This window comes from Sulfurimonas limnophila (genome assembly GCF_059705345.1).
In genome coordinates this window covers 55,955-77,252 of the sequence record NZ_AP046127.1, presented here as the reverse complement: position 1 = coordinate 77,252, position 21,298 = coordinate 55,955, and the positions used below count along the sequence as shown (strand labels likewise).

The window sequence follows — 21,298 nt, the reverse complement described above, 5'->3', positions numbered from 1 at the left end:
ATATCAAAAAAGTTTGAATTTTATTGCTGTCTTTTGTTAAAGCCAGATGTTCCTTTTTTGGCACTGTTTGAGAGATTTGAAGCATATTGTTTTAGATATTGCGGGAGAACTCTTCCCTCGAGCCTCATCATGTCATCTATCATAATATTTGCGACAACTTCTGGAGCTAATTGCTTAACTTCACATAAGTATCTAAAGAGCAATTCACCTAATCTCTGAAGCGAGATTTGCCAAGTTGAATCAGTTTGCTCATACATCCAAAGACCAAAAGCATAAAAATTTTCAAATACACTCTCATCTTGCCAGATTAACTTTACGCTTTGTTTGAAGTTACCGCTATTGTAAGTTAAATCCCAAAATCTTGAAAATCTTTTCATGATACCAATTTGCTCAAACGTAAGTTGTGATGTTTGCAAAACGTCATATGGAGGGATGTCACTATATATCATTTTATGCTCTATATCGTGGCGATTTATGTAGGTTCCTGATAGCTTTTTTAAAATACCTATTTGTATCTCGCAGCTACTAAGTGAGACCAACTCATCTAAATTTCTCCCGAAACTCCCAAGAGATTCTCCTGGTAAACCAACAATCAAATCAAGATGAATATGTGCGTGAGTCTCATTTTCTAAAAAAAGAATATTCTCTTTAATCTTCTCTAAATTCAGAACTCTTGAGATATTTTTTGCAATCTGAGGATTTAATGTCTGTATCCCTATCTCAAGCTGCAGGGCACCATCTTTGAAAGATGCAATTTTGCTCTTTAGTGATTGTGGAAAATGGTCAGGCACAACTTCAAAGTGCGCAAAATATGGCTCATTTTGCTCTTTGTTTAAAAAGAAATCCAATAGCGTAGTTGCAGTTTTTATATTTAGGTTGAAAGTTCGGTCAATAAATTTAAAATTTCTAGCTCCTCTTTGCCATAAAAGCTCAAACTCTTCAAGCAGTTTGTCTATATCAAACGCTCTTACTTTTTCATCCATAGAAGAGAGACAAAATTCGCACTCAAAAGGGCAACCACGTGAGGCTTCAACGTAAATATAGCGATTTTTTATATCATCATCACTGTAATATCTATATGGAAGAGCTATATTTTTTAGTGATGGCATACTCATTTTTATGATTTTTTCTTTTGGCTCATTTGATGAGAGAATATTTTTACACAGCTCGTAAAAAGCTATATCGCCCTCGCCTTGAATGATAAAATCAGCAAGGTCCAGATTTACGCGAAATGGCTCATGTGAGACTTCTGGTCCGCCTAAGATAATTTTTGTAGAAGGAGAGACCTTTTTGATGATATGGATTAGTTCATAAACCTCTTTAACGTTCCATATATATACGCCTATGCCTATGATTTTAGGCTTATGTGAGAGTAGTTTTTGGGCTATACTCTGCATTGCGTCATTGATAGTGAACTCTTGGATTAGTGCATCACTTTGGAGTTCTGCTAAATTTGCAAAAAGGTATCTAAGAGCGATTGAAGTGTGAGTAAATCTTGAATTTAAAGTTGTTAGGATGATTTTTTTCATGGGGTAAGTTTAGCATAATTATCCAAGCCAAAAAGGGGGAATGGCTGGATAATTAAAATAATTTATAGGTTATATTTCTCTTTTATGAAAGGGGTTGAACATAATCGAGATGCATAATGATATTAATTATTAGTTAACATCAAGTAAATACTCAAAAGAAATGACTATTTTTTGCCACTTTTCATATACTCTTGAACCATCTCATCTAGCTTTTTGAAGAGTTGTCTAGAAGATTCTTCCATTTCACTAAAGTTTTTAAATATAACTTTTGGATTTTCACCTTTTAATACGGTTCCTTTTTTAACATACTCATGATTTCTCAAAACAGAGTCATGGACACTTGCGTGAAGTGGGTCTATCTCTTTATAGGTTTTTGTATTTCCAAATTTCTCAGCACCAACTCCCAAGTACCATTTACCCATACGACAATTTTTATGGTCCACAAAATGTTTATCTGCGTGTGAGTTTATTACAGATGAGTAGGCAGTCGATTTGAAGATAATATGATCCACTTTTACAAGTGTTGTAAAGAGTTGATTGTTTATAGCCGTAGATATTTCTGAAGATTTGTTTGCATAGGCATTTAACTCTTCAAAAGTTTTTTCAAACTCAGCTATTACACTGTTTGACTCTGCTGCAATCTCTGAGATATTTTCAGAACTGCTTATCATCTCGTTTGACTCTTGTTGAAGAGTAGATATGTTTATCTCTATCTCTTGCGTTGCTTTTTGAGTACGCTCTGCAAGTTTGCGAACCTCATCTGCAACTACGGCAAAGCCACGCCCATGTTCACCAGCACGAGCAGCTTCAATTGCAGCATTAAGTGCGAGTAGATTTGTCTGATCTGCAATATCTTTTATAAGACCAACAACATTTGAAATATCACGAGCTCTCTGCCCAAGATTTAAAATAATATCGTGTGAAGATGAGATAGAATCTAAAAGAGTAGCTAGTTTCTTACTAATATCTTTTACATTATCTAAGCTTGATTCAGAAAGAAGAGCTGTTTTTTGAGACACTTGTGAAATCTCATCAGAGCCATTTTGCGATAGAACTATATCTTTTTGTATGATTTCTAGTCCGCCACTAACCCCTCCGCCAAGTGTACTAAAATCATCCGAGAGTTTACTCTTGATTTTTGTCTCATGCCCTAAAGATATAGAAGAGATTGCAAGTTGGAGTTTTTCTGAAGTTGTACGAAATATACCATGAAGACCATGAGGGTCTGTACTTCTATGAGTTTTACCATTTGCTGCACTCTCAATTGATGTCTGAACATCTCTCATAAACGCTTCAAACTGATCTAATGCATCATTTATGCTCCATGCAAATGCTGACTCTTTTGAACCATCATCTGGAATGCGTGTTATCCTTGCGCTAAGTCTTCCAGCGGCTGCCTCTTTGAGTATACTGACAACTTCATTATGAATCTCATCATGTCTTTTTTTATATCTGTTTTTACTGATTTTGAAGATTGATAATAAGCTCATCGTATGCCATTCCTTTCTCTGCTAAAATATCTGTTAAAACTTTAAATGAAGCATCAACACCACTGCTTTTTTCTACCTCAAGCATCTCTTTATAAAGTGGTATGATAACTTCAAGTGCTTTTGGATTTGGTCTGCGTCGAACTGAGTAGTAATCTACAATATTTCCTCTCTCATCAAGAGTTGCGGTAATGTTTGCATAGACCCAGTAATCATTATTGTTTTTTGTTTTGTTGATTACATAGGCAAAAACTTCCTCTTTTTTAGGAATAGTCTCCCAAAGATATCTAAAGACAGCCTTTGGCATATCTTTATGTCTTATAATACTATGTGCTTTTCCAAGTAGTTCCTCCTCACTATACTCTGCCATTTCCATAAAAATTTTATTGCAGTACGTAATTCGACCTTTTAAATCTGTTTTTGAAACAATGAAATCATCCTCTTTCATCTCTCTAAGCATAACAAAGAACCTCCCTTTTATTGATTTTACATATATTGTTTTTTTTAAAATTATAATTTAATATAATTTTAAATTGTCACAATTATATCACAGGTTTTAACTTACAAGTAGTATAATTATGCATGACAATATTACTGGCAATCTTTTATTTTTTTTACTTTTCAATTATTGGTGTTTATATTATTTTCTTGCCAAAAGTCCTCTCTATGGCGGGATATAGCGCAAGTGATATAGGTATAATTTTTGCAGCAGCTCCGCTTGTTCGTTTTGTTGTCCCTTTTGCTTTCATAAAAGGGCTAAAGATAAACATAGCTAGTTTTAACATCTCACTTTTGATAATGTGTTTTAGCGCACTCTCTTTTTATTTTTCACTAGATAACTTTTATAAACTTTTACTCTCAAATATAAGCTTAGGTATTGGGCTTAGTATAGTTCTTCCCTATATAGAACTTATATCACTTCAGTATCTAAAAAAAGAGAGATATGGAAAAATAAGACTCTTTGGCTCGGTAGGATTTATCTTGGTAGCTCTTGTTTTGGTAAAGTTTTTAGACAGTGCTGATGTGGCACTTTTGTATCTTTTGGTTTTAACTACAATAACAGCGCTATTTGGGCATTTGATTGCAAAAAAAGCTGCAACAGTGCTAGATAAACATGAGGAACACGTTAATGATATAAATCTTTTAAAAGATTGGAAGTTATGGCTTGGTCTTACTCTTATGCAGGTCAGTTTTGGCTCTTTTTATAACTTCTTTACTATCTATACAACAGATCATGGCGTAAGCTTGGACGTTACGATTTATCTCTGGAGTTTTGGTGTTATCGTAGAGATTTTTATGCTCTATTTTCAGGGCTCACTTTTGCGCAAAAATCTGCTTCTTATCCTGCAAATAACTACCTTTGTAACTGCGATTCGTTGGCTTTTGCTCTTCTTATTTCCAAACAATATAGGATTTTTATTTTTTTCACAATCTCTACATGCACTTAGTTTTGCGCTCTTTCATTCGGCTTCAATTAGCTATCTTTTTTATCTCTATAAGCATAAATCTTTAGCACAACAGTTTTTCTCAGGAATCACTTACGGTTTTGGGGCATTTTTGGGGGCGCTAATTGCAGGTTATATATATGAGTTATATCCAAGCTACCTATTTTTAAGTGCGACATTTATCGCACTTATAGCAACTTGGTTTTTACATCTTTGGGGAAGAACCCAAAGAACTATTAATAGTCAGCGATTAGATTAAACGTAAACATCTTATCTGTTGAAGTTTTTCCAATAAGTGCTGGTTGATTTGTGTAGTCGATGTGGTAAGCAACACCAGTTGAAAATATCTCAGATAGTCTTGTCGTAAAAGCAGTTTTTGAATAAGCAAAGTAGTTTCCAAAGTCAGAAAATTCTGATCTATAACTAAGTGTTTGATGAAACTTTAGATTTTCAAGCACCTGCATATTGTATACACCTTTTAGTCTGTAACCATAGTATTTTCTCTCTTGTTCGCCAAAAATTTTATCTTTTGCGTATAAGAGATTTCCATCTAATGTTAAATCATGAAAGTCAGTTTTTATCGCCAAGTATTTAGCACCCGGTCCTGTGTAGAACTGATAGTCAAATCCAGAAAATTTATCATCTTTGTAACCAACTAAGTAGTTAAGAGAGAGTAGTTTTGACAATTTATAGTCATAAAGGAGTTCACCCAAAAATCTATTTTTATTCTCTTTACCATCTTCTGTTCCATACTGCATAAGCATTGACAACTCAAGAGAGTGCAAATCCCAGCTGTTTGTTATCTTTGTATCTGCGTTAAAACTCTCTGTATCAGTGTTTCCTGAGTTTGATACGTACCCAATTTCAGCACGAGCATTAAAGACATAATCCTCTTTTGGCAATGTTGATTGAAGCTCTTTTAAATTTGCTTTTAATTTAGCAATCTTTGCTTTGGTCTCTTTTATCTCATCTTTTACATCTTCTGTGTTTGCTGCTATTAGGCAAGAAGTTATCAGAGAGAGGGCAACTATTTTTTTATACATTTTTACTAATCCTTTTTTGTGTGAATATCCATCTGTGGAAATGGAATAGATATCCCTTTTTCATCAAACGTTATTTTTATTTTTTCTAACATATCAAAGTTTACATTCCAGAAGTCGTCATTGTTTACCCATACTCTAAACGTAAAATTTACACTGCTTTGAGCTAGTTCGCTAACTGCTACAAGTGGCTCTGGCTCCATTAAAACTCTCTCATCCTCACGTATGATTTGTTGGAGTGTCTCTTTTACAAACTTCAAATCATCGTTATAGCTAACACCGATACATAGAGTTACCCTGCGTGAGGGCTTATTTGAGTAGTTTGTTATAGTAGAATTTATAACAGATGAGTTTGGAATCATAACTGTTTTGTTATCAACGGTTGCCAAAATTGTAGAGAAAAGATTTATCTCTTCAACTTTACCAGAAGCGCCACCAGCGTCTATAAAATCTCCAACCCTAAAAGGTCTAAAAATTATTATAAGAACAGCAGCTCCTATGTTTGAGAGTGAGTCTTTAAGTGCTAAACCGATAGCTAAAGAAGCCGCTCCAAAGATTGCTAAAAATGATGTTGTATTTATGCCAATCGCATTAAGAGAAGCTAGGATAACTACTATAAAAAGAGCAAAGTAGATAACTTTTGATAAAAATTCAACAAGAGTTAAATCAATATTTGCGCTCAACATAATTTTTTTAATAACTAATACTATTTTTTTAATAGCAAACTTACCAATAAAAAATATGGCAATAGCTGCTAAAACTTTTAAGCCGTATTCACTTATATACATAATGGCCAAATCACTATATTTTGATATATCCATCTTCTACTCCTAATAAATCTCATATACTGATAAATTTTTTCGGAATTATATCAAAAAATAGAGCTAGGTTATTTTATATTGAGTCTCTTTGATGGTTTGTATCTCTTTTATGATTAGATAGTATGTCTCTTGGTGGGGGGAGTTTATGTTGTTGATTAATTCTTTGTATTTTAGGTAAGTTGGCCATACTTTTGCAGAAGCCTCTATCTTGCCTTTTTTAAAAAGCTCGAAACTTACAGAGGCGTTGATAAAGCCTTTTAGAAGTTTGACCTCATTTGAGTCCTCAAATCTTCGCTTAAACCAAAGAAGTTCCATATCTTCGTGTGCATCGTAAAAGTTTTCACTGCGGAGGTTTTGTATAAAACACTCTAGCTGTTTTTCGTGTTCAATCATCAAGCAACATCATATTTATTCGCCAGTAGCCTCTGCCGCCACGCAGTGATATACAGTGGTGTTTTGGAAACTTCTCTTTATACTCTTGGAGCCTATTTAGTGTCGCTTTTCCGCTGTCACAGTAGAAGACGAAGACACTTCCTTCTGGTTCGTTTTTCAACTCATAAGGGTTGTATATTAGCGTATCTGCTTTTTCTATTGGTGCGAGGATAGTATCTATCAAAAGAACTTTTATCCCTATGGATTCAAGTTCTTTTTTATTTTGCAAAAACTCTTTTTGTGTCCATTCGTCTGGAAAATTCATATCAGTTGTTTAACGCCTTTTTTGATGTTACTAAAACAGCTAACGCGGTTAAAAATGCTCCTAAAAATACAACACTGTAACCCGTTGGCAAATCGTAGAAGTATGATAGGGTAATTGCGCTTATACTAAAAAACCATCCAAAGATAAAACTTCCTATCAAAGGCTTTTTAAAGTTTAGCGACAGAGCAACAAAGGGAGGAGCGATAAGAAGAACAAAGACTACAAAAACTCCAGCAAGTGAGACAGACGAAGTAACTGTAATAGCTAAGAGTGAGAAAAAGAGAAGCTCTTTTAAAAATCCGCTTAGTTTTGGATATATAAAGTAGAGTGATAGAGCTATAAAAGCGTATATAACAGCGCTTTTTGCAACTTCAAGGGGCGGAGTAAAGAGTATATCACTAGCAAGAAGGGATTTGAAATGCTCCATTCCCTCGGCAGAGTGAGATAAAACCATCATAATTCCACTTGCTCCCAAAACATATAAAATCCCAATAAACGCTTCAAGATGGAGTTTTCTAGTCGATGCAAAAGCTATAAGAAACGCACTCAATAAGGCAAAGCTGAGTGTTAGTATATAAAAATGCTCTTCATGAAAATACCCAAGACTGATAGATGAGCCAAGAGCCGCAAACTGCGCAATTGCTAAGTCTGTAAAGATAATACCTCGCTTGAGTATCTCCATACCAAAATAAGAGTGAAGCATAACGAGGATGACTACAAGAGCTATGGGAACAAGTAAAATATCTATCATTTTATCGCACTCGTTAAATAATCAAACAGAGCGCTTAGGTTATCAATACTCTCTAGTGCTTCTATATCATGAGGCATAACAATCACTTTTATACCACTCTTTTGGCTTATAAAATCTGCTGTTTTTGTTGAGTGATAAACATCGTGCAAGATACAACATGGATGCTCTTTTTTTATAAGTTCGATTATCTCTATAGTATGTTTTGAAGATGGCGGAATCCCAGCTAGTGGCTCAATTGTTCCTATATTTGTTATTCCGTATGCTTTGTTAAAATATGCTAGATTGTCATGAAACTGTATAACTTTAAGTCCATTTTTATCACTCATTTTCTGCTTCCAAATAACAATCTTCTCGCTCCACATAGCAAAAAACTCTGCATAGTTTTTTTCATATACCTCTTTATCCTCTTTATCAATTGAGATAAGAAACTCTTTTATAACATTTGCAAGAATGAGGATGTTTTGTGGGTCAAGATGAAAGTGCGGATTGCCATCTGGATGAATATCGCCATCTTTTCTATCAACTGTTGTTGGTTTATTTATCAACTCTACGTGGTGGGATAGATTTAAAAAGGTTGGTGAGCTTGGAGAAGTTTTTGGATTTCCTGCGCGATTTAGCAGAGGAGGAAGCCAACCGATTTCAAGCTGACCTCCATTCATGATAAGTGCGTCTGCATTTCTAACTTTAGCTATCAAAGAGGGACGTGGGATTATAAAATGTGGGTCCCAATTTCCCTTTGCTAGAACAGTAGTTGTTATATGCTCACCGCCAATAGTTTTTGTCAGAGCGCCTATATAAGGGTAACTAACAGCGATATCTAAGTGCGCCAAGAGGGTTAGTGGTAAAAGTGTTAGTATTGTTAGTAGTTTTTTCATATATACTCCAATCTATAATCTTTGTAATTCTCGAAAAACTATGTTTTTCGTAGCTTTAGTGCCTTAGCGGCTAACGTAGATGGCGGAATCGAGGTACCCCTTGAGGGTATACTTCCGACATCGTTCAAATAGTTAAAACGAGTGAGCTGCGTGAGCACCGATAGAGATATTTGCTTGAAGAATGATAGTATCGATTTTTTCTCTATCTCCATCTTCATTAAACATTGCATTATCATGGCTGTACTGAAGTCTAAATCTTGCAAATTCGCTTGTGTGGTACTCTGCCATTACGCTATATTTGTCAAGTCCATCAGGCTGTTCTACATCTGCCCCTGCTTTTGTTACATCATTTTGAAGTATCGTGTCATATCTTACACCCATTCTCCAGTTTTTGTCATGAGTATATACAAGCTGTGTGTATAAACCGCTCTGTTTTTTAAGCATGGTTGGAGATACAAATGTACCTGCATTGTCAGCGTATTGGATACCATCTAACTCTCTTGCAAGATATTCACTCTGCCATTTTATAGATTTGTAAGAATCAAGTGCATGTAGTATAACAAAATCAGCACCATAAAGCTTTGCATCTCCACTAAATACATGTGGTTCTTCATCATCACTATGATCTATCATAGAGTTACCCTGTGCATAAGATAGACCTCCAAGTATAGTAGTGTTTCCTATATCTTGTGACGCCTTTACATATCCTACATAAAGGGCAGAGCCATCTTTGCCATCAGCGATTTGAGGATTTGCTGCTGGATTTATTACAGTTAAGTCAATGCTCTCTTTTCCAAACATCTGCTCATTCTCACCTTGAAGAACCTCAAAACCAGCCATTAGGTAAAAAGGAGTTGGAGCTGTCCACTGGATTTGTGCGCCATTTTCATTAATACCGTGCATCCCTAAAAATGCCTCATAAACAAGTGGCATATCTGCAAAATCCCAAGCGTGGTGATGTTGCTCATTTAGGTAGCCAAAGTTTGAGTTAAACTTTCCACCCTTTACCTTTGTGCCGTAACCTAGCCCATTTGAAGTAAAAAAGAGCTCTTCTATCTCAACACCATTTTCTGAGAAGTGAAACACACCATCCATTGTAAAAAATGGATCAACTGAGCTTGATAGAACTAATTCTGCGTAGTTTAGGTTAAAGCCATTTTCTGCATTATACGTTGCGTGGTTGCTATCGCCATGTGAGTGAGATCCAAGCAAACCATGTGCTATACCTGGAACTTCAAGATGTCCAACTTCTGCATCTTTTACATTTCTATCAACATAAGAAGCATCCATAACAAGTGAAATATCTGGAATAAACTTTGACTGATCAAAAGTTCTTTTCTCAACTGGCAGTACTTCTGCACCATAAACTAAAGCTGTACAAAGTACGCTTGACAATAATATTTTTTTCATAATTTTCTATCCTAATAGATTATATTTTTGTGTTTGTAATAATTGTTTTTTTGTTGGGGTTTAGGATAGTTTTGGAGGAGCGCGGTTTTGGTTTGAGCTTGTCTCAATGTGAAGGTAAGAGATGGGAGCTCTGTGGGCAATCGCTTCAAAATGGAAAAGTTCAACATTGTTCGCGGACACAACTGCATCATCAGATACTAAGTTATGATTTACCGAACATATCAGACAGGTTGCACCATCATTATGTTTGATATGCTCCACTTCATGGATAGCAGCAAAGCTAGTAACAATTGCAAAGAGTATCGAGAGCAATATATTTAATTTCATCGGCGCAATTATAACACATAACTATGGCTGCCATAGTTTATATTAAGCTTATAGGAACTACTATATAGCATATAAAGCTAAAGGATTTAAGATGATAGATAAGAAAAAAGTCCAAAAAATAGTAAAAAAAGAGCTAAAAGCCATTCTCAAAAAAGAGCTCAAACAGCAAATCAAAAAAAATCTAAAAGATTTTAAAAAGAAAGAAAAAGCAGAAAAAAGCTCTAAGAAAAAAAAGTAACAGCAGTATGAGGGTTTTTCTTTATTAAGCAGCGCTGTATGTTTCATACAAAAAGTACAGATGAGACACTTGGAGAGCTCGGGTGTAGCATTGATGGGCTGAGCAGTGAAGAGGTTGCGTTGCGTGTCCGTCATTACGGTAAAAATATTTTACCTGAGGGCGAGAAGCGAACTCTTTTTAATATATTTATAGAGCAGTTTAAGAGTCCCGTCATCTATGTTTTACTCATTGCTACTGTTATATCTCTGGCTATAAAAGAGTTTAGTGATGCCAGTTTTATTATGGTGGCACTTCTTTTAAATGCCGTCGTGGGAACATATCAGGAGCATAGTGCTGGGCAGAGGGCGGATGCTCTTAAACAAGTAATCAAGACTTATGTAAGTGTTTTAAGAGATGGTAACAAAGTTGAGATACTGAGTGAAGATGTGACTGTTGGCGATATTCTCTTTTTTGAGTCAGGCGTAAAAGCTCCCGCTGATATACGTCTTATAAAAACAAATGATTTACAAGTAAATGAATCACTTCTTACAGGCGAGTCTATCGAGGTAAGTAAAAATCCGCAATATATCTCTCAGGATGGAGATGAACCAATAGGCGAGAGACAAAATATGCTCTACGGAGGCTCTTTAGTTACAAGGGGTCGAGCAATCGGGGTTGTCGTGGCAATAGCCGAGCTAACAGAAGTTGGCAAAATAGCTTCTCTTTTAGCAGAGTCAACTATCGCCAAACCACCACTTATACAGCGTATGGAGAGATTTTCTTTCAATATTTCCAAAATTATCAGTGGTGTTGCACTGCTTATCATCGTGCTTGGCGTTTATCAAAATATGCCCTTAAAAGATATTTTTTTCCTAACTGTCGCACTTACAGTTTCTGCCATTCCAGAGGGGCTCCCAGTTGCGATTACAATCGCCCTTAGCGTTGCTAGTAGTGCCATGAGCAAGAAAAACGTCATAGTGCGTAAGCTCTCAGCCATAGAGGGACTTGGTTCATGCACATTTATAGCTAGTGATAAAACAGGAACAATGACACAAAACTCTCTAAGTGTAGAGTACTTTATCGGATGCTCTAAAACTTATAGCAGCAGTGAAACTGTGGATAAACATGTGCTCTTAAGCGCTCTTTTATGCAACGAATCGACACACTCCAAAGAGGGAGATGAGTTTCTCTTCTTGGGCGATCAGGTAGATATAGCTTTAGCGAGGTATGCCCTCTCTTTAGATGAGTCACTTTTTATAAAGTATGCAAAATCAAAAGCTCTTGCACTAACTCCCTATGAACCACTTAACAAATACTCCGCCACAAGCCATGAGATAGAGGGTAGAAAAGTTAATTTTATCAAGGGTTCTCCAGAGGTAATAGTAGCAAAAAGTACGCTTAGCAAGGATGAGCGTGAGTCAATTTTAAAGCAGGTTGATGAGTGGGCTTCAAAAGGGTTTAGAAATATAGCGTTGGCATATAAAAACAACGATAGTGGCACTATTGCAGAGGATGGCTATACCTATCTTGGATTTGCCGCTATAACAGACCCTCTAAGAGAAGGCGTTAAAGAGGCTCTGCTTATGGCACAAGAGGCAGGGATAGAGGTAGTTATGGTAACAGGAGACCACCCAAACACAGCCTTTTATATTGCAAAAGAGCTTGGTATCGCAATTAACAGAGATGAGATAATGGAGGGTGTTGCGATTTCTCACTGGAAGGAGCGGGGAGCTATAAAAGAGGAGATTGCCAACAAACGAGTCTTTGCAAGGGTCTCTCCAGAGCAAAAACAACTTATAGTCAAAACATTTCAAGAGCTTGGTCACTTTGTAGCAGTAACAGGGGATGGCGTAAATGACGCACCAGCGCTAAAATTTGCAAACATCGGTATAGCCATGGGTAAAAATGGCACTGATGTAGCTCGTGAGTCGAGTGACTTGATACTTACTGATGACCACTTCGGCTCAATTATAAATGGTGTAGAAGAGGGGCGCGTGGCGTATGACAATATCAGAAAAGTTGTCCATCTCCTTATTGCTACAGGATTTGCAGAGATTGTGCTGGTTCTTCTCTCGATAATATTTTTTATCCCAATTCCGCTTTTACCAGTGCAGATACTCTGGCTTAACCTTGTTGCAAACGGCATACAAGATGTCGCTCTGGCAGTGGAAAAGGCAGAACCTGAGGTGCTAAAACGCAAACCCCGTAATCCAAAAGAGCCTATATTTAACAAGATTATGATTAGCAGAGTAGTAGTTGGCGGTTTACACATGGGCATCTCTGCGTTTGCTCTTTTTTATACACTGCTTGAGTTTGGATATCAAGAGGATGCAGCAAGAAATATCACACTGCTTATGATGGTGTTATTTGAGAATGTTCATATCTTTAACTCACGCAGTGAAAACAACTCAATTTTTAAGATAAACCATGCCAGAAATATACTTTTATGGATAGCAGTAATCTCTGCACAGGCTATCCATATAATAGCAATGTATACACCTTTTATGCAATCCTTGCTAAGTGTTGAACCTGTTAGTTTAGAGATGTGGGCAACTCTGTTTCTCATTGCCTTAACGCTTGTCGCAGTGATGGAAGCGGAGAAGTTTTTGAGAAAAAAATTCTATCCCTAACATAGTACAAGTTTCTGATTTGACACCATACGCTATTTATAACAGAGCTACATAAAATAACTTATCTGCATAATTAAAGGGTTTAACGATTTGCATAGCAAGGATAAGCTAAGATACAAACGATAATAAAACAACGGAAAATTATCTCTCGCTCCCATGCTGTGCTTGGGAGTGTATATTGCGATATGAATTCCCAAGTAAAACATGGGAACTAAAAAAGGTAATAATTATGACAACATTAAACATGAAAAACTTTATGCCGTTAACGAGTCATCAAACAGGTATTAAAATTAAAAATCAAATTTTAAACACTCTTAATCAAGAAGGTTTAATTGTACTTGATTTTGAAGATGTTGAAGTTTGTACAGACTCATTTATCCAACAAGTGACAACTATTTTGTCTCATGAAATAGGCTTTTCAGAGTTACGAAGAAAAGTGAAATTTACAAATCTTAACGACTTTTTAAAAGAACTTGTAAAGAGTAAACTTTTTTTAGCCTCTAAAGAATTTGCAGCTTAGCTTAGCATAACAAGTATATTTCTCTCGCTCCCATGCTGTGCTTGGGAGTGTATATTGCGATATGAATTCCCAAGTAAAACATGGGAACTAAAAAATGATGGCTTGGAAATAGTCTCAAAAGAAGATATTGAAGATTTAAAACTTTTAAGTGCTACAAGAAACGAGGAAAAAATCTCTCTTATAGGCTTAGAGTCGGCGACTATAGAATACTTTTTGATGTAATGGAAGATTTGATAATAATCGGTAGAGTCTTACATAGATAAAAAAGCTATGACTAAATGACAAAACAAACAAACAACACCCCCGAGGATGAATCTCCACTTTTTTTACAAAAAATGCAATACACGCTCTCATACAATGGTATGAGAGCGAGGGGTGGTGGAAAAATTAGCTCTACTTTGTTTAGGAGAGTTTTTCTTCCAAATCACTCACTATTTTATGCATTTTATAGATAGAGTCTGGGTTTAAGGAGATGGAGTCTATGCCATTTTGTACTAAAAACTCTGTAATCTCTGGGTAGTCGGATGGTGCTTGTCCGCAGATACCTATATATTTTCCTCTGCTTTTACAAGCTTCTATCGCCATTTTTAAGACTCTCTTGATGGCTTCATCTCTCTCATCAAATATATGGGCAATTTTCGCACTCTCTCTATCAACGCCAAGTGTTAGCTGAGTCAAATCATTTGAGCCGATGGAGTAGCCATCAAAAATCTCTAAAAACTTATCTGCTAAGATAACATTTGCTGGAATTTCACACATAGCATAGATTTCAAGACCATTTTTACCTTGAGTGAGCCCTTGCTTGTTCATAATCTCTATGACCTTTTTCCCCTCATCTGGAGTTCTTACAAATGGGAGCATTATTTTTATGTTATCAAGCCCCATCTCATCACGTACTATTTTTAGAGCTTCACACTCCCACTCAAAAGCCTCCCTATAACCCTCATCATAGTAGCGACTTGCCCCTCTAAATCCTATCATCGGGTTCTCTTCAAGGGCTTCATAATCTGCTCCGCCAAGCATATTGTGATACTCATTGCTCTTAAAATCGCTTGTTCGTATAATTACTGTTTTTGGATAAAAAGCAGCCGCAATCATTCCAACACCTTCGCTTATTTTTTGCAAAAAGAACTCTTTTGAATCAGTATGGGGTGCCATAAAAGAGCGGATTTTATCTTCATCTTTAACACTCTTTGCTTTTTTCATATCAACTAATGCCATTGGATGGGCTTTGATAGAGTTATTCATAATAAACTCCATTCTTGCCAGACCTACACCATCATTTGGCATTTGTGCTATTTTAAAGGCTTCTGCTGGGTTTCCAATATTTACAAAGAGTTTTGTTTTTGTTGGCTTAAACTCACTTATATCAATGTTTTTTATCGTGTACTTAAGCTCTCCATCATAAACATACCCCTCATCGCCCTCTGCGCAACTAACTGTTACTACTTGAGCATCTTTTAAAACAGTTGTGGCATTGGTGCATCCCACAACGGCCGCAACGCCTATCTCTCTGGCAACAATAGCGGCGTGACAAGTTCGGCTTCCGCGGTTTGTTATAACTGCTGAAGCCTTTTTCATAACAGGCTCCCAGTCTGGGTTTGTCGTATCTGCTACTAAAATATCACCACTTTTAAAACGTGAAAACTCTGAGGTATCATTTATGATAGTCACTCCTCCGCTTCCAATCTTTTCGCCAACTGCTCGTCCAGAAGTTAAGATTTTTAACTCTTGTCCATTTTGCAAGGCGTACTTTTGGCTTTTTAGACTACCTTTTTCTCGGCTTTTTACAGTCTCTGGTCTTGCTTGGACTATGTATAGCTTAGAGTCATTGCCATCTTTTGCCCACTCTATATCCATAGGTTTTTTATAATGCTCTTCGATTATGAGAGCCTGTTTTGAGAGCTCTATCGCCTCTTGCTCACTTATAGAAAAGCTCTCTTGCTCCTCTTTTGAAGTTGAAATATTTATGGTACGTGATTTTTCATCATAGAGCATCTTCTCTTTTTTGCTTCCCAAAGAGCGTTTTAGTATGCTCTTTTCTCCGCGCTCTATCGTTGGTTTAAATATAAAAAACTCATCAGCATTTACACGTCCGCTCACAACATTTTCACCCAACCCCCAGATAGCGTTTATCAGTATCAAGTTTTGGGAACCGCTCTGTGTATCTATCGTAAACATAATTCCGCTTGATGCGATATCACTTCTTACCATTTTTTGCACACCCACAGATAGAGCAACTTTAAAGTGGTCAAAGCCTCTGCTTGTGCGGTAACTTATGGCTCTGTCGGTAAAGAGTGAAGCAAAACATTTTATGGTAACTCTTAATAGCTCCTCTTTAGAAGATACATTTAAAAAAGTTTCCTGCTGTCCTGCAAAAGAGGCTTCTGGCAAATCTTCCGCAGTTCCAGATGAGCGCACCGCTACATCAATGTTTAAAGAATCATACTCTTTTGAGAGTCTCTCATATGCTTCTAAAAGCTCTATTTCTAGGGCTTTTGGAAGAGTTGATGAGAGTATTAGACTACGTACTTTTAAACCTCTTGTCTGAAGATTGTTTGTATCTTTTATATCTAAATCACTAAGAATCTCTCTCATCTCATCTTTTATGCCATTTTCTTCTAAAAGCAACCAATAAGCCTCACTTGTTGTAGCAAAACCGTTTGGTATGGTGACACCTTTTGGTGTTAGTTTTTGATACATCTCTCCAAGAGAGGCATTTTTTCCGCCGACAGTTGCAATATCATCAATGCAGAGCTCATTAAAAAATCGTATATATCTCATAACGTTCCTTTTTTTGGGAAAATATCCAATATGTTAACATAAATTTTAATTGCTAATGTGTTAGACTACATGAAATTTTTCAGAGTTATATATCTGATTTGGAGTTGTTAATGAGACAAGTGTTACTTTTATCTGTGTTGGCGTTATCGCTGTTTTTCTCTGGATGTTCAAGTAAAGAGAGTGAGCAGGTAGTCCCAAAACCTCTTAAAAAATCATATTTTTACTTTAGCGGTCAAGCCAATGATGTTAAAATATCCATAGATGAGGGCACAAAGTTTGATGTAGTTGCTTCAAAAAAGAGCCTCTACTCTATTGATGAGGGAGAACATGTTATGGAGATATTTAGAAAAGATTTGATGATACTCAAGTATGATTTTGTCTTTGAAGCAGGTAAAGTAAAAGAGATAGAACTTCGCTAGAGTAGTTCTATCTCTGCAATAGCCCATAAAATGTGATATTTGCGAATTATTTATATTAAGTGATGCTATGATTTATGTAAATTTATTTAAAGGAACTCAAAAATGAGTCAAACAGAAGAGTTATATAGCGATGAAATTTATAACAAAAAAATGCTTGAGGCATTTGTAGCTAAGCCTGAAAAAATATTTTGGTATCAAAGTGCTTTTTCTAAGTTTAACATTAATGGCATAGATGCTATGAAATGGAAGTGGAGTTGGTGGGCATTTTTTGGAGGCGCTGCATTTTTACTCTATAGAAAACAGTATCTTCCTGCATTAATTCTATTTATCGTATCAATCATTACAAGTTTTATACCCTTAGTTCCTATCATTGTTAGCATCTTAGCTGGTGGGTACTCTACCTATTTTGTGTATAAAGGCTATAAAAGCAGCCTTTTGGAAATTGAAGCTGCCATTAGCGATAAAGAGACAAGAATAGACACAATGAAGCAGATAGGCGGTTATCACTCTTGGGTTATTTGGATTTATGTCGCGTTTGTATCTTTGATACTTATCAGTGTTATCGCAGCTATCGCAATCCCAGCAATCGCTGCGTCTAACCTTCAATAGTTCTACATTGTATACACTTTATATTCTGATATAATAATTTATCAAGGCGAGGCTGAAGCCTCATTTTTTTGTGGAGGCACTTTTTTTATGAAAGTCAAATCACTCTATATCTCGGCAGTAGAAAAAAATGTAGGTTCTCTTTTTATAACCATGGGAATCATGGAGATACTAAAGAGAAATATAGACAGAGTCGCTTTTTTTCGTCCGATTATATTTGATAAAAAGATAAAAGACAGAGATATAGAGTTTATCTCACAAAGATATAAACTAGATATGAGTTATGATGATTGTTATGGATTTGATTTAAATGAAGTTGATGCAATTATCGCCTCAAAAGGGGTCAATGAGCTTATAACAAGACTCTTTGAGAAGTTTAAAAAACTCCAAGAGCGTTATGAGTTTGTTCTTTGTGAGGGTATGCCACGCTCTTTATTTACATCAAACACAAATCAAAACATAAATCTTCTTCTTGCCCAAAACTTCGGCTCATCTCTCATATCAATCCTTAGCGCAAAAGGGCGTTTGGATAGAGAAATATATGAAGACATAGCCATAGAGAGACAAAATCTTATATCTTTTGATATTGATTGTTTTGGTTTGTTTGTTAGTAGAGTTAGTGGGGATAGCCTAAAACGACAAGAAAATATATACTACTTAAGAGAGTTGGCAGAGCTTGATGTAATCTCTTTGGAAGATGTGATTGAAACTGTTGATGCAAAAAAAATAGCTTTTTCTCCAACCGACAACACAAGAGCCATTCGTGGTTTTAGAGTAGCTTCTTTGGGCGTTGATGAGTTTTTAGATGAGATAAGAGATGATGATTTGATAATAGTTGATGCAACTAGATCAGATATTGTTTTGGCTCTTGTTGCCTCATTTTACTCAACAAAATGTCCAAAAATAAGTGCTGTTCTTTTTGTGGGCACTTCAGAACTCTCAGATAGTCTAAAAAGGCTTATTTTAGGGCTTAGTGAGTATAAAATTCCATTTTTAAGTATACAAAGCGATACATTTGAGAGTGTAAAAAAACTTCTTCAAGTCTATCCGCGCCTTAGAGTAAAGAGTGAGCGAAAGATTGCTCTAGCTCTTGGTCTCTTTAGTGCAAGTGTTGATATAAGTGCATTTGAGCGGAAGATAAAGTTGCAAAAAAGTGATGTTATGACACCTGTCATGTTTGAGTATAAGCTCTTTGAAATGGCACGTAAACATAGAAAAAATATAGTTTTACCAGAGAGCAGTGATGAGAGGATTTTAAGAGCAGCCGAGATAATTCTTCGCCGTGATATAGCTGATATAACGCTCTTAGGAAGAGAAGATGAAGTTCGTGAACGCTCTTTAAAACTTGGCATAGATATAAGCAAAGCGACAATCATAGACAATACAAAATCAGAACTCCTAGAAGAGTTTAGCAATATCTTTTATGAGATGAGAAAAACAAAAGGTTTGAGCCTTCAAGCTTCAAGAGATGCCATGATACACAGAAACTATTTTGCTACGATGATGGTGCATTTGGGATATGCGGATGGTATGGTAAGCGGAGCCGTTCACTCAACAGCAGACACACTTAGACCAGCTCTACAAATTATCAAAACGAATCCTGATGTTTTGATAGTATCTAGCCTCTTTTTTATGTGTCTAAAAACCAAAGTTTTACTCTATGGGGATTGCGCTCTAAACCAAAATCCAAACGCAAAAGAGTTAGCTCAAATAGCCCTCTCAAGTGCAAAAACAGCAGAACTCTTTGATATTGAGCCAAAAGTAGCAATGCTCTCTTACTCAACTGGAGAGAGCGGAAGTGGCGCAGATGTTGATAAGGTAAGAGAAGCAACAATGCTTGTAAAAGCTCTAAGAAGTGAGCTTGAAGTTGATGGACCATTGCAGTATGACGCAGCGGTAGATAAGAGTGTAGCATCCATAAAACTTCCAAACTCAAAAGTAGCTGGGGAAGCAAATATATTTATATTTCCTGACTTAAACACGGGGAACAACACCTATAAAGCAGTAGAGCGTTCAAGTGGCGCTCTAGCAATTGGTCCGATTTTGCAAGGACTCAAAAAGCCAGTAAATGATTTAAGTAGAGGATGCAGTGAAGCTGATATAGTAAACACTATTTTGATAACTGCGATTCAAGCAAATATATGAAAATAGCTGTAATAAATTCAGGAAGTTCGTCCATAAAATTTAAACTCTACAAAATGCCTCAAAGTGAGCTTTTGGCTCATCTGCATATAGAGAAGATTGGGGAGGCGTCATCTAAAATCACTTTTAGATATGCAGATAAAAAAGAGCTCTTTGAAAATAAAATAGATACTCATCATGAGGGATTAAAGTTTATAAACAAGACTCTAAAAGAGTATCAGATATTAGAGCACTTCTCTTTGCTTGATGCTATTGCGCATAGAGTAGTTCATGGCGGGGATTTTTTTAAGAGTGCCACACTCATTGATAAAGATGTGATTTCTAAAATAAGAGAGCTAATTGTGCTCTCTCCTCTTCATAACGAGGCAAACTTAGAAGGTATCTTAGTTAGTCTAAAAAAAGCTCCAGATGTTCCTCAAATAGCTCTATTTGATACGTCCTTTCACTCTAGCTTACCAAAAGAGGCATACCTCTACGCTCTGCCTTATGAGCTTTATAAAGAGCATAAAATCAGAAGATTCGGTTTTCATGGCATATCACATGCCTATGTTTTAAAAAAAGTAGCCCATTTGATGCAAAAAAGAGCTGATGAGCTAAACATCATAACACTCCATCTAGGAAACGGCTCTAGTGCATGTGCTATACAAAATGGAAAAAGCATTGATACTTCTATGGGGTTTTCTCCACTTGAGGGGCTTATCATGGGAAGCAGAAGTGGAGACATAGACCCTCAGATAGTTATATATCTTCAAAAAGAGCTTGGATACACCATGGATGAAACAGAGAAAATGTTAAACAGAGGCTCTGGACTTTTAGGGATTTGTGGCGAGATTGATTTAAGAGAGATAATAAAAAAAGATGATGAACTCTCACGCCTTGCAATCGATATGATGAGTAGAAGAGTCAAAAAATATATAGGCTCATATATGGCGCTCTTAGGAAGGGTTGACGCGATAGCTTTTTGTGCAGGAATAGGCGAGAACTCTCCACTCATAAGAGAGAAGATAGTGCAAAATCTTGAACTCTTTGGCATAGAATTAGAGAGTGAGGCAAACGAGAAAAATCTAACAAAAATCTCAAAACAAACAAGCAAAATAGAGCTTTTTGTTATAAAGACAGACGAAGAGCTAGAGATAGCCTTAGAAGCTACTGCTCTTATTGAGAAAAACACTAAAGCAAACTAATCTTTTATAAATTCAGAGCCTCTTTGCGTTAGCACAAGCGTTACACCATCCTCTTGAACTTCTATAAAGCCGTTGTTTATGAGCTCATCCATCGCTTTTTCTAACGCATCATTTTGTTTAGCATCCAGTTTTGCTATAACACTGCTAACAACATCTTGTTTGCTCATAACTTGACCGATAATGTTACGCTTTTTAAACCACTGTAAAAACATCTCTTTGACTTCATTTTTTGGAGCAATGTCTAATGGTTTGTCTTTGGGAAATTTTTTAACACTTCTGCTTTGATTTACTCTACTGGAATTTCCTCTATTTTGGCTTGGTTTAGTCTGCTTTTTTTCTGTTGTTTTCATCTTTTTACTTTATTATAAATTTTGACGTTCATTCTACCAAAACTTCTTAGTGTTTTAGTGCTTC

23 protein-coding genes and 1 pseudogene are annotated in these 21,298 nt (G+C 36.2%); 10 read left to right on the top strand and 14 right to left on the bottom strand.

The genetic code is table 11. From position 1 onward, the window contains the following. Positions 1-20: 20 nt before the first annotated feature. The 4 genes and pseudogenes from AC6H33_RS00390 to AC6H33_RS00375 form a co-directional block, all read right to left on the bottom strand. Positions 21-1,529, bottom strand: coding sequence for a B12-binding domain-containing radical SAM protein (locus tag AC6H33_RS00390; protein WP_497605021.1), 1,509 nt, complete (start codon positions 1,527-1,529; stop codon positions 21-23). 164 nt (positions 1,530-1,693) lie between these two features. After that, on the bottom strand, positions 1,694-2,041 hold the full coding sequence (locus tag AC6H33_RS00385) for a CZB domain-containing protein (protein ID WP_497606007.1): 348 nt from the start codon (positions 2,039-2,041) through the stop codon (positions 1,694-1,696). An 84-nt stretch (positions 2,042-2,125) separates the two neighbouring features. Next, positions 2,126-2,815, bottom strand: a pseudogene (locus tag AC6H33_RS00380) (methyl-accepting chemotaxis protein); the annotation flags it as partial. 172 nt (positions 2,816-2,987) lie between these two features. Further along, complete coding sequence (locus tag AC6H33_RS00375) at positions 2,988-3,476, bottom strand: PAS domain-containing protein (protein WP_497605020.1); 489 nt, start codon at positions 3,474-3,476, stop codon at positions 2,988-2,990. 122 nt (positions 3,477-3,598) lie between these two features. Here AC6H33_RS00375 and AC6H33_RS00370 point away from each other — a divergent pair, with 122 nt between their 5' ends. Continuing rightward, entirely contained in the window at positions 3,599-4,720 is a 1,122-nt protein-coding gene (locus AC6H33_RS00370) for an MFS transporter (protein WP_497605019.1), read from the top strand. Here AC6H33_RS00370 and AC6H33_RS00365 read toward each other — a convergent pair. From AC6H33_RS00365 to AC6H33_RS00330, 8 genes are all read right to left on the bottom strand, one after another. Then, positions 4,698-5,504, bottom strand: coding sequence for a DUF481 domain-containing protein (locus tag AC6H33_RS00365; RefSeq protein ID WP_497605018.1), 807 nt, complete (start codon positions 5,502-5,504; stop codon positions 4,698-4,700). The two genes, AC6H33_RS00370 and AC6H33_RS00365, sit on opposite strands and share 23 nt — an antisense overlap. Before the next feature lie 5 nt (positions 5,505-5,509). Further along, positions 5,510-6,322, bottom strand: a complete 813-nt coding sequence (locus AC6H33_RS00360; RefSeq protein WP_497605017.1) for a mechanosensitive ion channel family protein — start codon at positions 6,320-6,322, stop codon at positions 5,510-5,512. 63 nt (positions 6,323-6,385) lie between these two features. After that, positions 6,386-6,715 carry a DUF309 domain-containing protein gene (locus AC6H33_RS00355; RefSeq protein ID WP_497605016.1) on the bottom strand — a complete coding sequence of 110 codons (330 nt, stop codon included), beginning with the start codon at positions 6,713-6,715 and terminating at the stop codon, positions 6,386-6,388. Next, positions 6,708-7,019, bottom strand: a complete 312-nt coding sequence (locus AC6H33_RS00350) for a hypothetical protein (protein WP_497605015.1) — start codon at positions 7,017-7,019, stop codon at positions 6,708-6,710. Before AC6H33_RS00350 ends, AC6H33_RS00355 begins: the two co-directional genes overlap by 8 nt. Position 7,020: 1 nt before the next feature. Beyond that, positions 7,021-7,770, bottom strand: coding sequence for a metal ABC transporter permease (locus AC6H33_RS00345; RefSeq protein WP_497605014.1), 750 nt, complete (start codon positions 7,768-7,770; stop codon positions 7,021-7,023). After that, complete coding sequence (locus AC6H33_RS00340; protein ID WP_497605013.1) at positions 7,767-8,645, bottom strand: metal ABC transporter substrate-binding protein; 879 nt, start codon at positions 8,643-8,645, stop codon at positions 7,767-7,769. Before AC6H33_RS00340 ends, AC6H33_RS00345 begins: the two co-directional genes overlap by 4 nt. A 132-nt stretch (positions 8,646-8,777) precedes the next feature. Beyond that, positions 8,778-10,055, bottom strand: coding sequence for a hypothetical protein (locus AC6H33_RS00335; RefSeq protein WP_497605012.1), 1,278 nt, complete (start codon positions 10,053-10,055; stop codon positions 8,778-8,780). 60 nt (positions 10,056-10,115) lie between these two features. Continuing rightward, positions 10,116-10,382: a hypothetical protein gene (locus AC6H33_RS00330; RefSeq protein WP_497605011.1), complete on the bottom strand. Its 267-nt coding sequence runs from the start codon at positions 10,380-10,382 to the stop codon at positions 10,116-10,118. Positions 10,383-10,473: 91 nt separating this feature from the next. Here AC6H33_RS00330 and AC6H33_RS00325 point away from each other — a divergent pair, with 91 nt between their 5' ends. The 5 genes from AC6H33_RS00325 to AC6H33_RS00305 all read left to right on the top strand — a co-directional run bounded on the left by AC6H33_RS00325 (position 10,474) and on the right by AC6H33_RS00305 (position 14,012). Further along, a complete protein-coding gene (locus tag AC6H33_RS00325; RefSeq protein ID WP_497605010.1) occupies positions 10,474-10,620 on the top strand; it encodes a hypothetical protein in 147 nt (48 codons plus the stop codon). Positions 10,621-10,658: 38 nt separating this feature from the next. Beyond that, positions 10,659-13,229: a cation-translocating P-type ATPase gene (locus tag AC6H33_RS00320; protein ID WP_497605009.1), complete on the top strand. Its 2,571-nt coding sequence runs from the start codon at positions 10,659-10,661 to the stop codon at positions 13,227-13,229. 229 nt (positions 13,230-13,458) lie between these two features. After that, entirely contained in the window at positions 13,459-13,749 is a 291-nt protein-coding gene (locus tag AC6H33_RS00315) for an STAS-like domain-containing protein (protein WP_497605008.1), read from the top strand. A gap of 54 nt (positions 13,750-13,803) precedes the next feature. Then, positions 13,804-13,971: a hypothetical protein gene (locus tag AC6H33_RS00310; RefSeq protein ID WP_497605007.1), complete on the top strand. Its 168-nt coding sequence runs from the start codon at positions 13,804-13,806 to the stop codon at positions 13,969-13,971. Beyond that, entirely contained in the window at positions 13,956-14,012 is a 57-nt protein-coding gene (locus AC6H33_RS00305) for a hypothetical protein (RefSeq protein ID WP_497606006.1), read from the top strand. Before AC6H33_RS00310 ends, AC6H33_RS00305 begins: the two co-directional genes overlap by 16 nt. Before the next feature lie 139 nt (positions 14,013-14,151). Here AC6H33_RS00305 and ppsA read toward each other — a convergent pair whose 3' ends face one another. Next, on the bottom strand, positions 14,152-16,533 hold the full coding sequence (ppsA, locus tag AC6H33_RS00300; RefSeq protein ID WP_497605006.1) for a phosphoenolpyruvate synthase: 2,382 nt from the start codon (positions 16,531-16,533) through the stop codon (positions 14,152-14,154). 110 nt (positions 16,534-16,643) lie between these two features. Between ppsA and AC6H33_RS00295 the strand changes: the two genes are divergently transcribed. From AC6H33_RS00295 to AC6H33_RS00280, 4 genes are all read left to right on the top strand, one after another. Then, positions 16,644-16,952, top strand: a complete 309-nt coding sequence (locus AC6H33_RS00295; protein WP_497605005.1) for a hypothetical protein — start codon at positions 16,644-16,646, stop codon at positions 16,950-16,952. Positions 16,953-17,054: 102 nt separating this feature from the next. Continuing rightward, complete coding sequence (locus AC6H33_RS00290) at positions 17,055-17,561, top strand: DUF2628 domain-containing protein (RefSeq protein ID WP_497605004.1); 507 nt, start codon at positions 17,055-17,057, stop codon at positions 17,559-17,561. A gap of 87 nt (positions 17,562-17,648) precedes the next feature. Then, positions 17,649-19,703, top strand: a complete 2,055-nt coding sequence (pta, locus tag AC6H33_RS00285; protein ID WP_497605003.1) for a phosphate acetyltransferase — start codon at positions 17,649-17,651, stop codon at positions 19,701-19,703. Then, positions 19,700-20,884 carry an acetate/propionate family kinase gene (locus tag AC6H33_RS00280; RefSeq protein ID WP_497605002.1) on the top strand — a complete coding sequence of 395 codons (1,185 nt, stop codon included), beginning with the start codon at positions 19,700-19,702 and terminating at the stop codon, positions 20,882-20,884. Before pta ends, AC6H33_RS00280 begins: the two co-directional genes overlap by 4 nt. On the opposite strand, the gene AC6H33_RS00275 is transcribed toward AC6H33_RS00280, so the two are convergent. Further along, entirely contained in the window at positions 20,881-21,234 is a 354-nt protein-coding gene (locus AC6H33_RS00275; protein WP_497605001.1) for a hypothetical protein, read from the bottom strand. The genes AC6H33_RS00280 and AC6H33_RS00275 overlap by 4 nt on opposite strands. Positions 21,235-21,298: the final 64 nt, after the last annotated feature.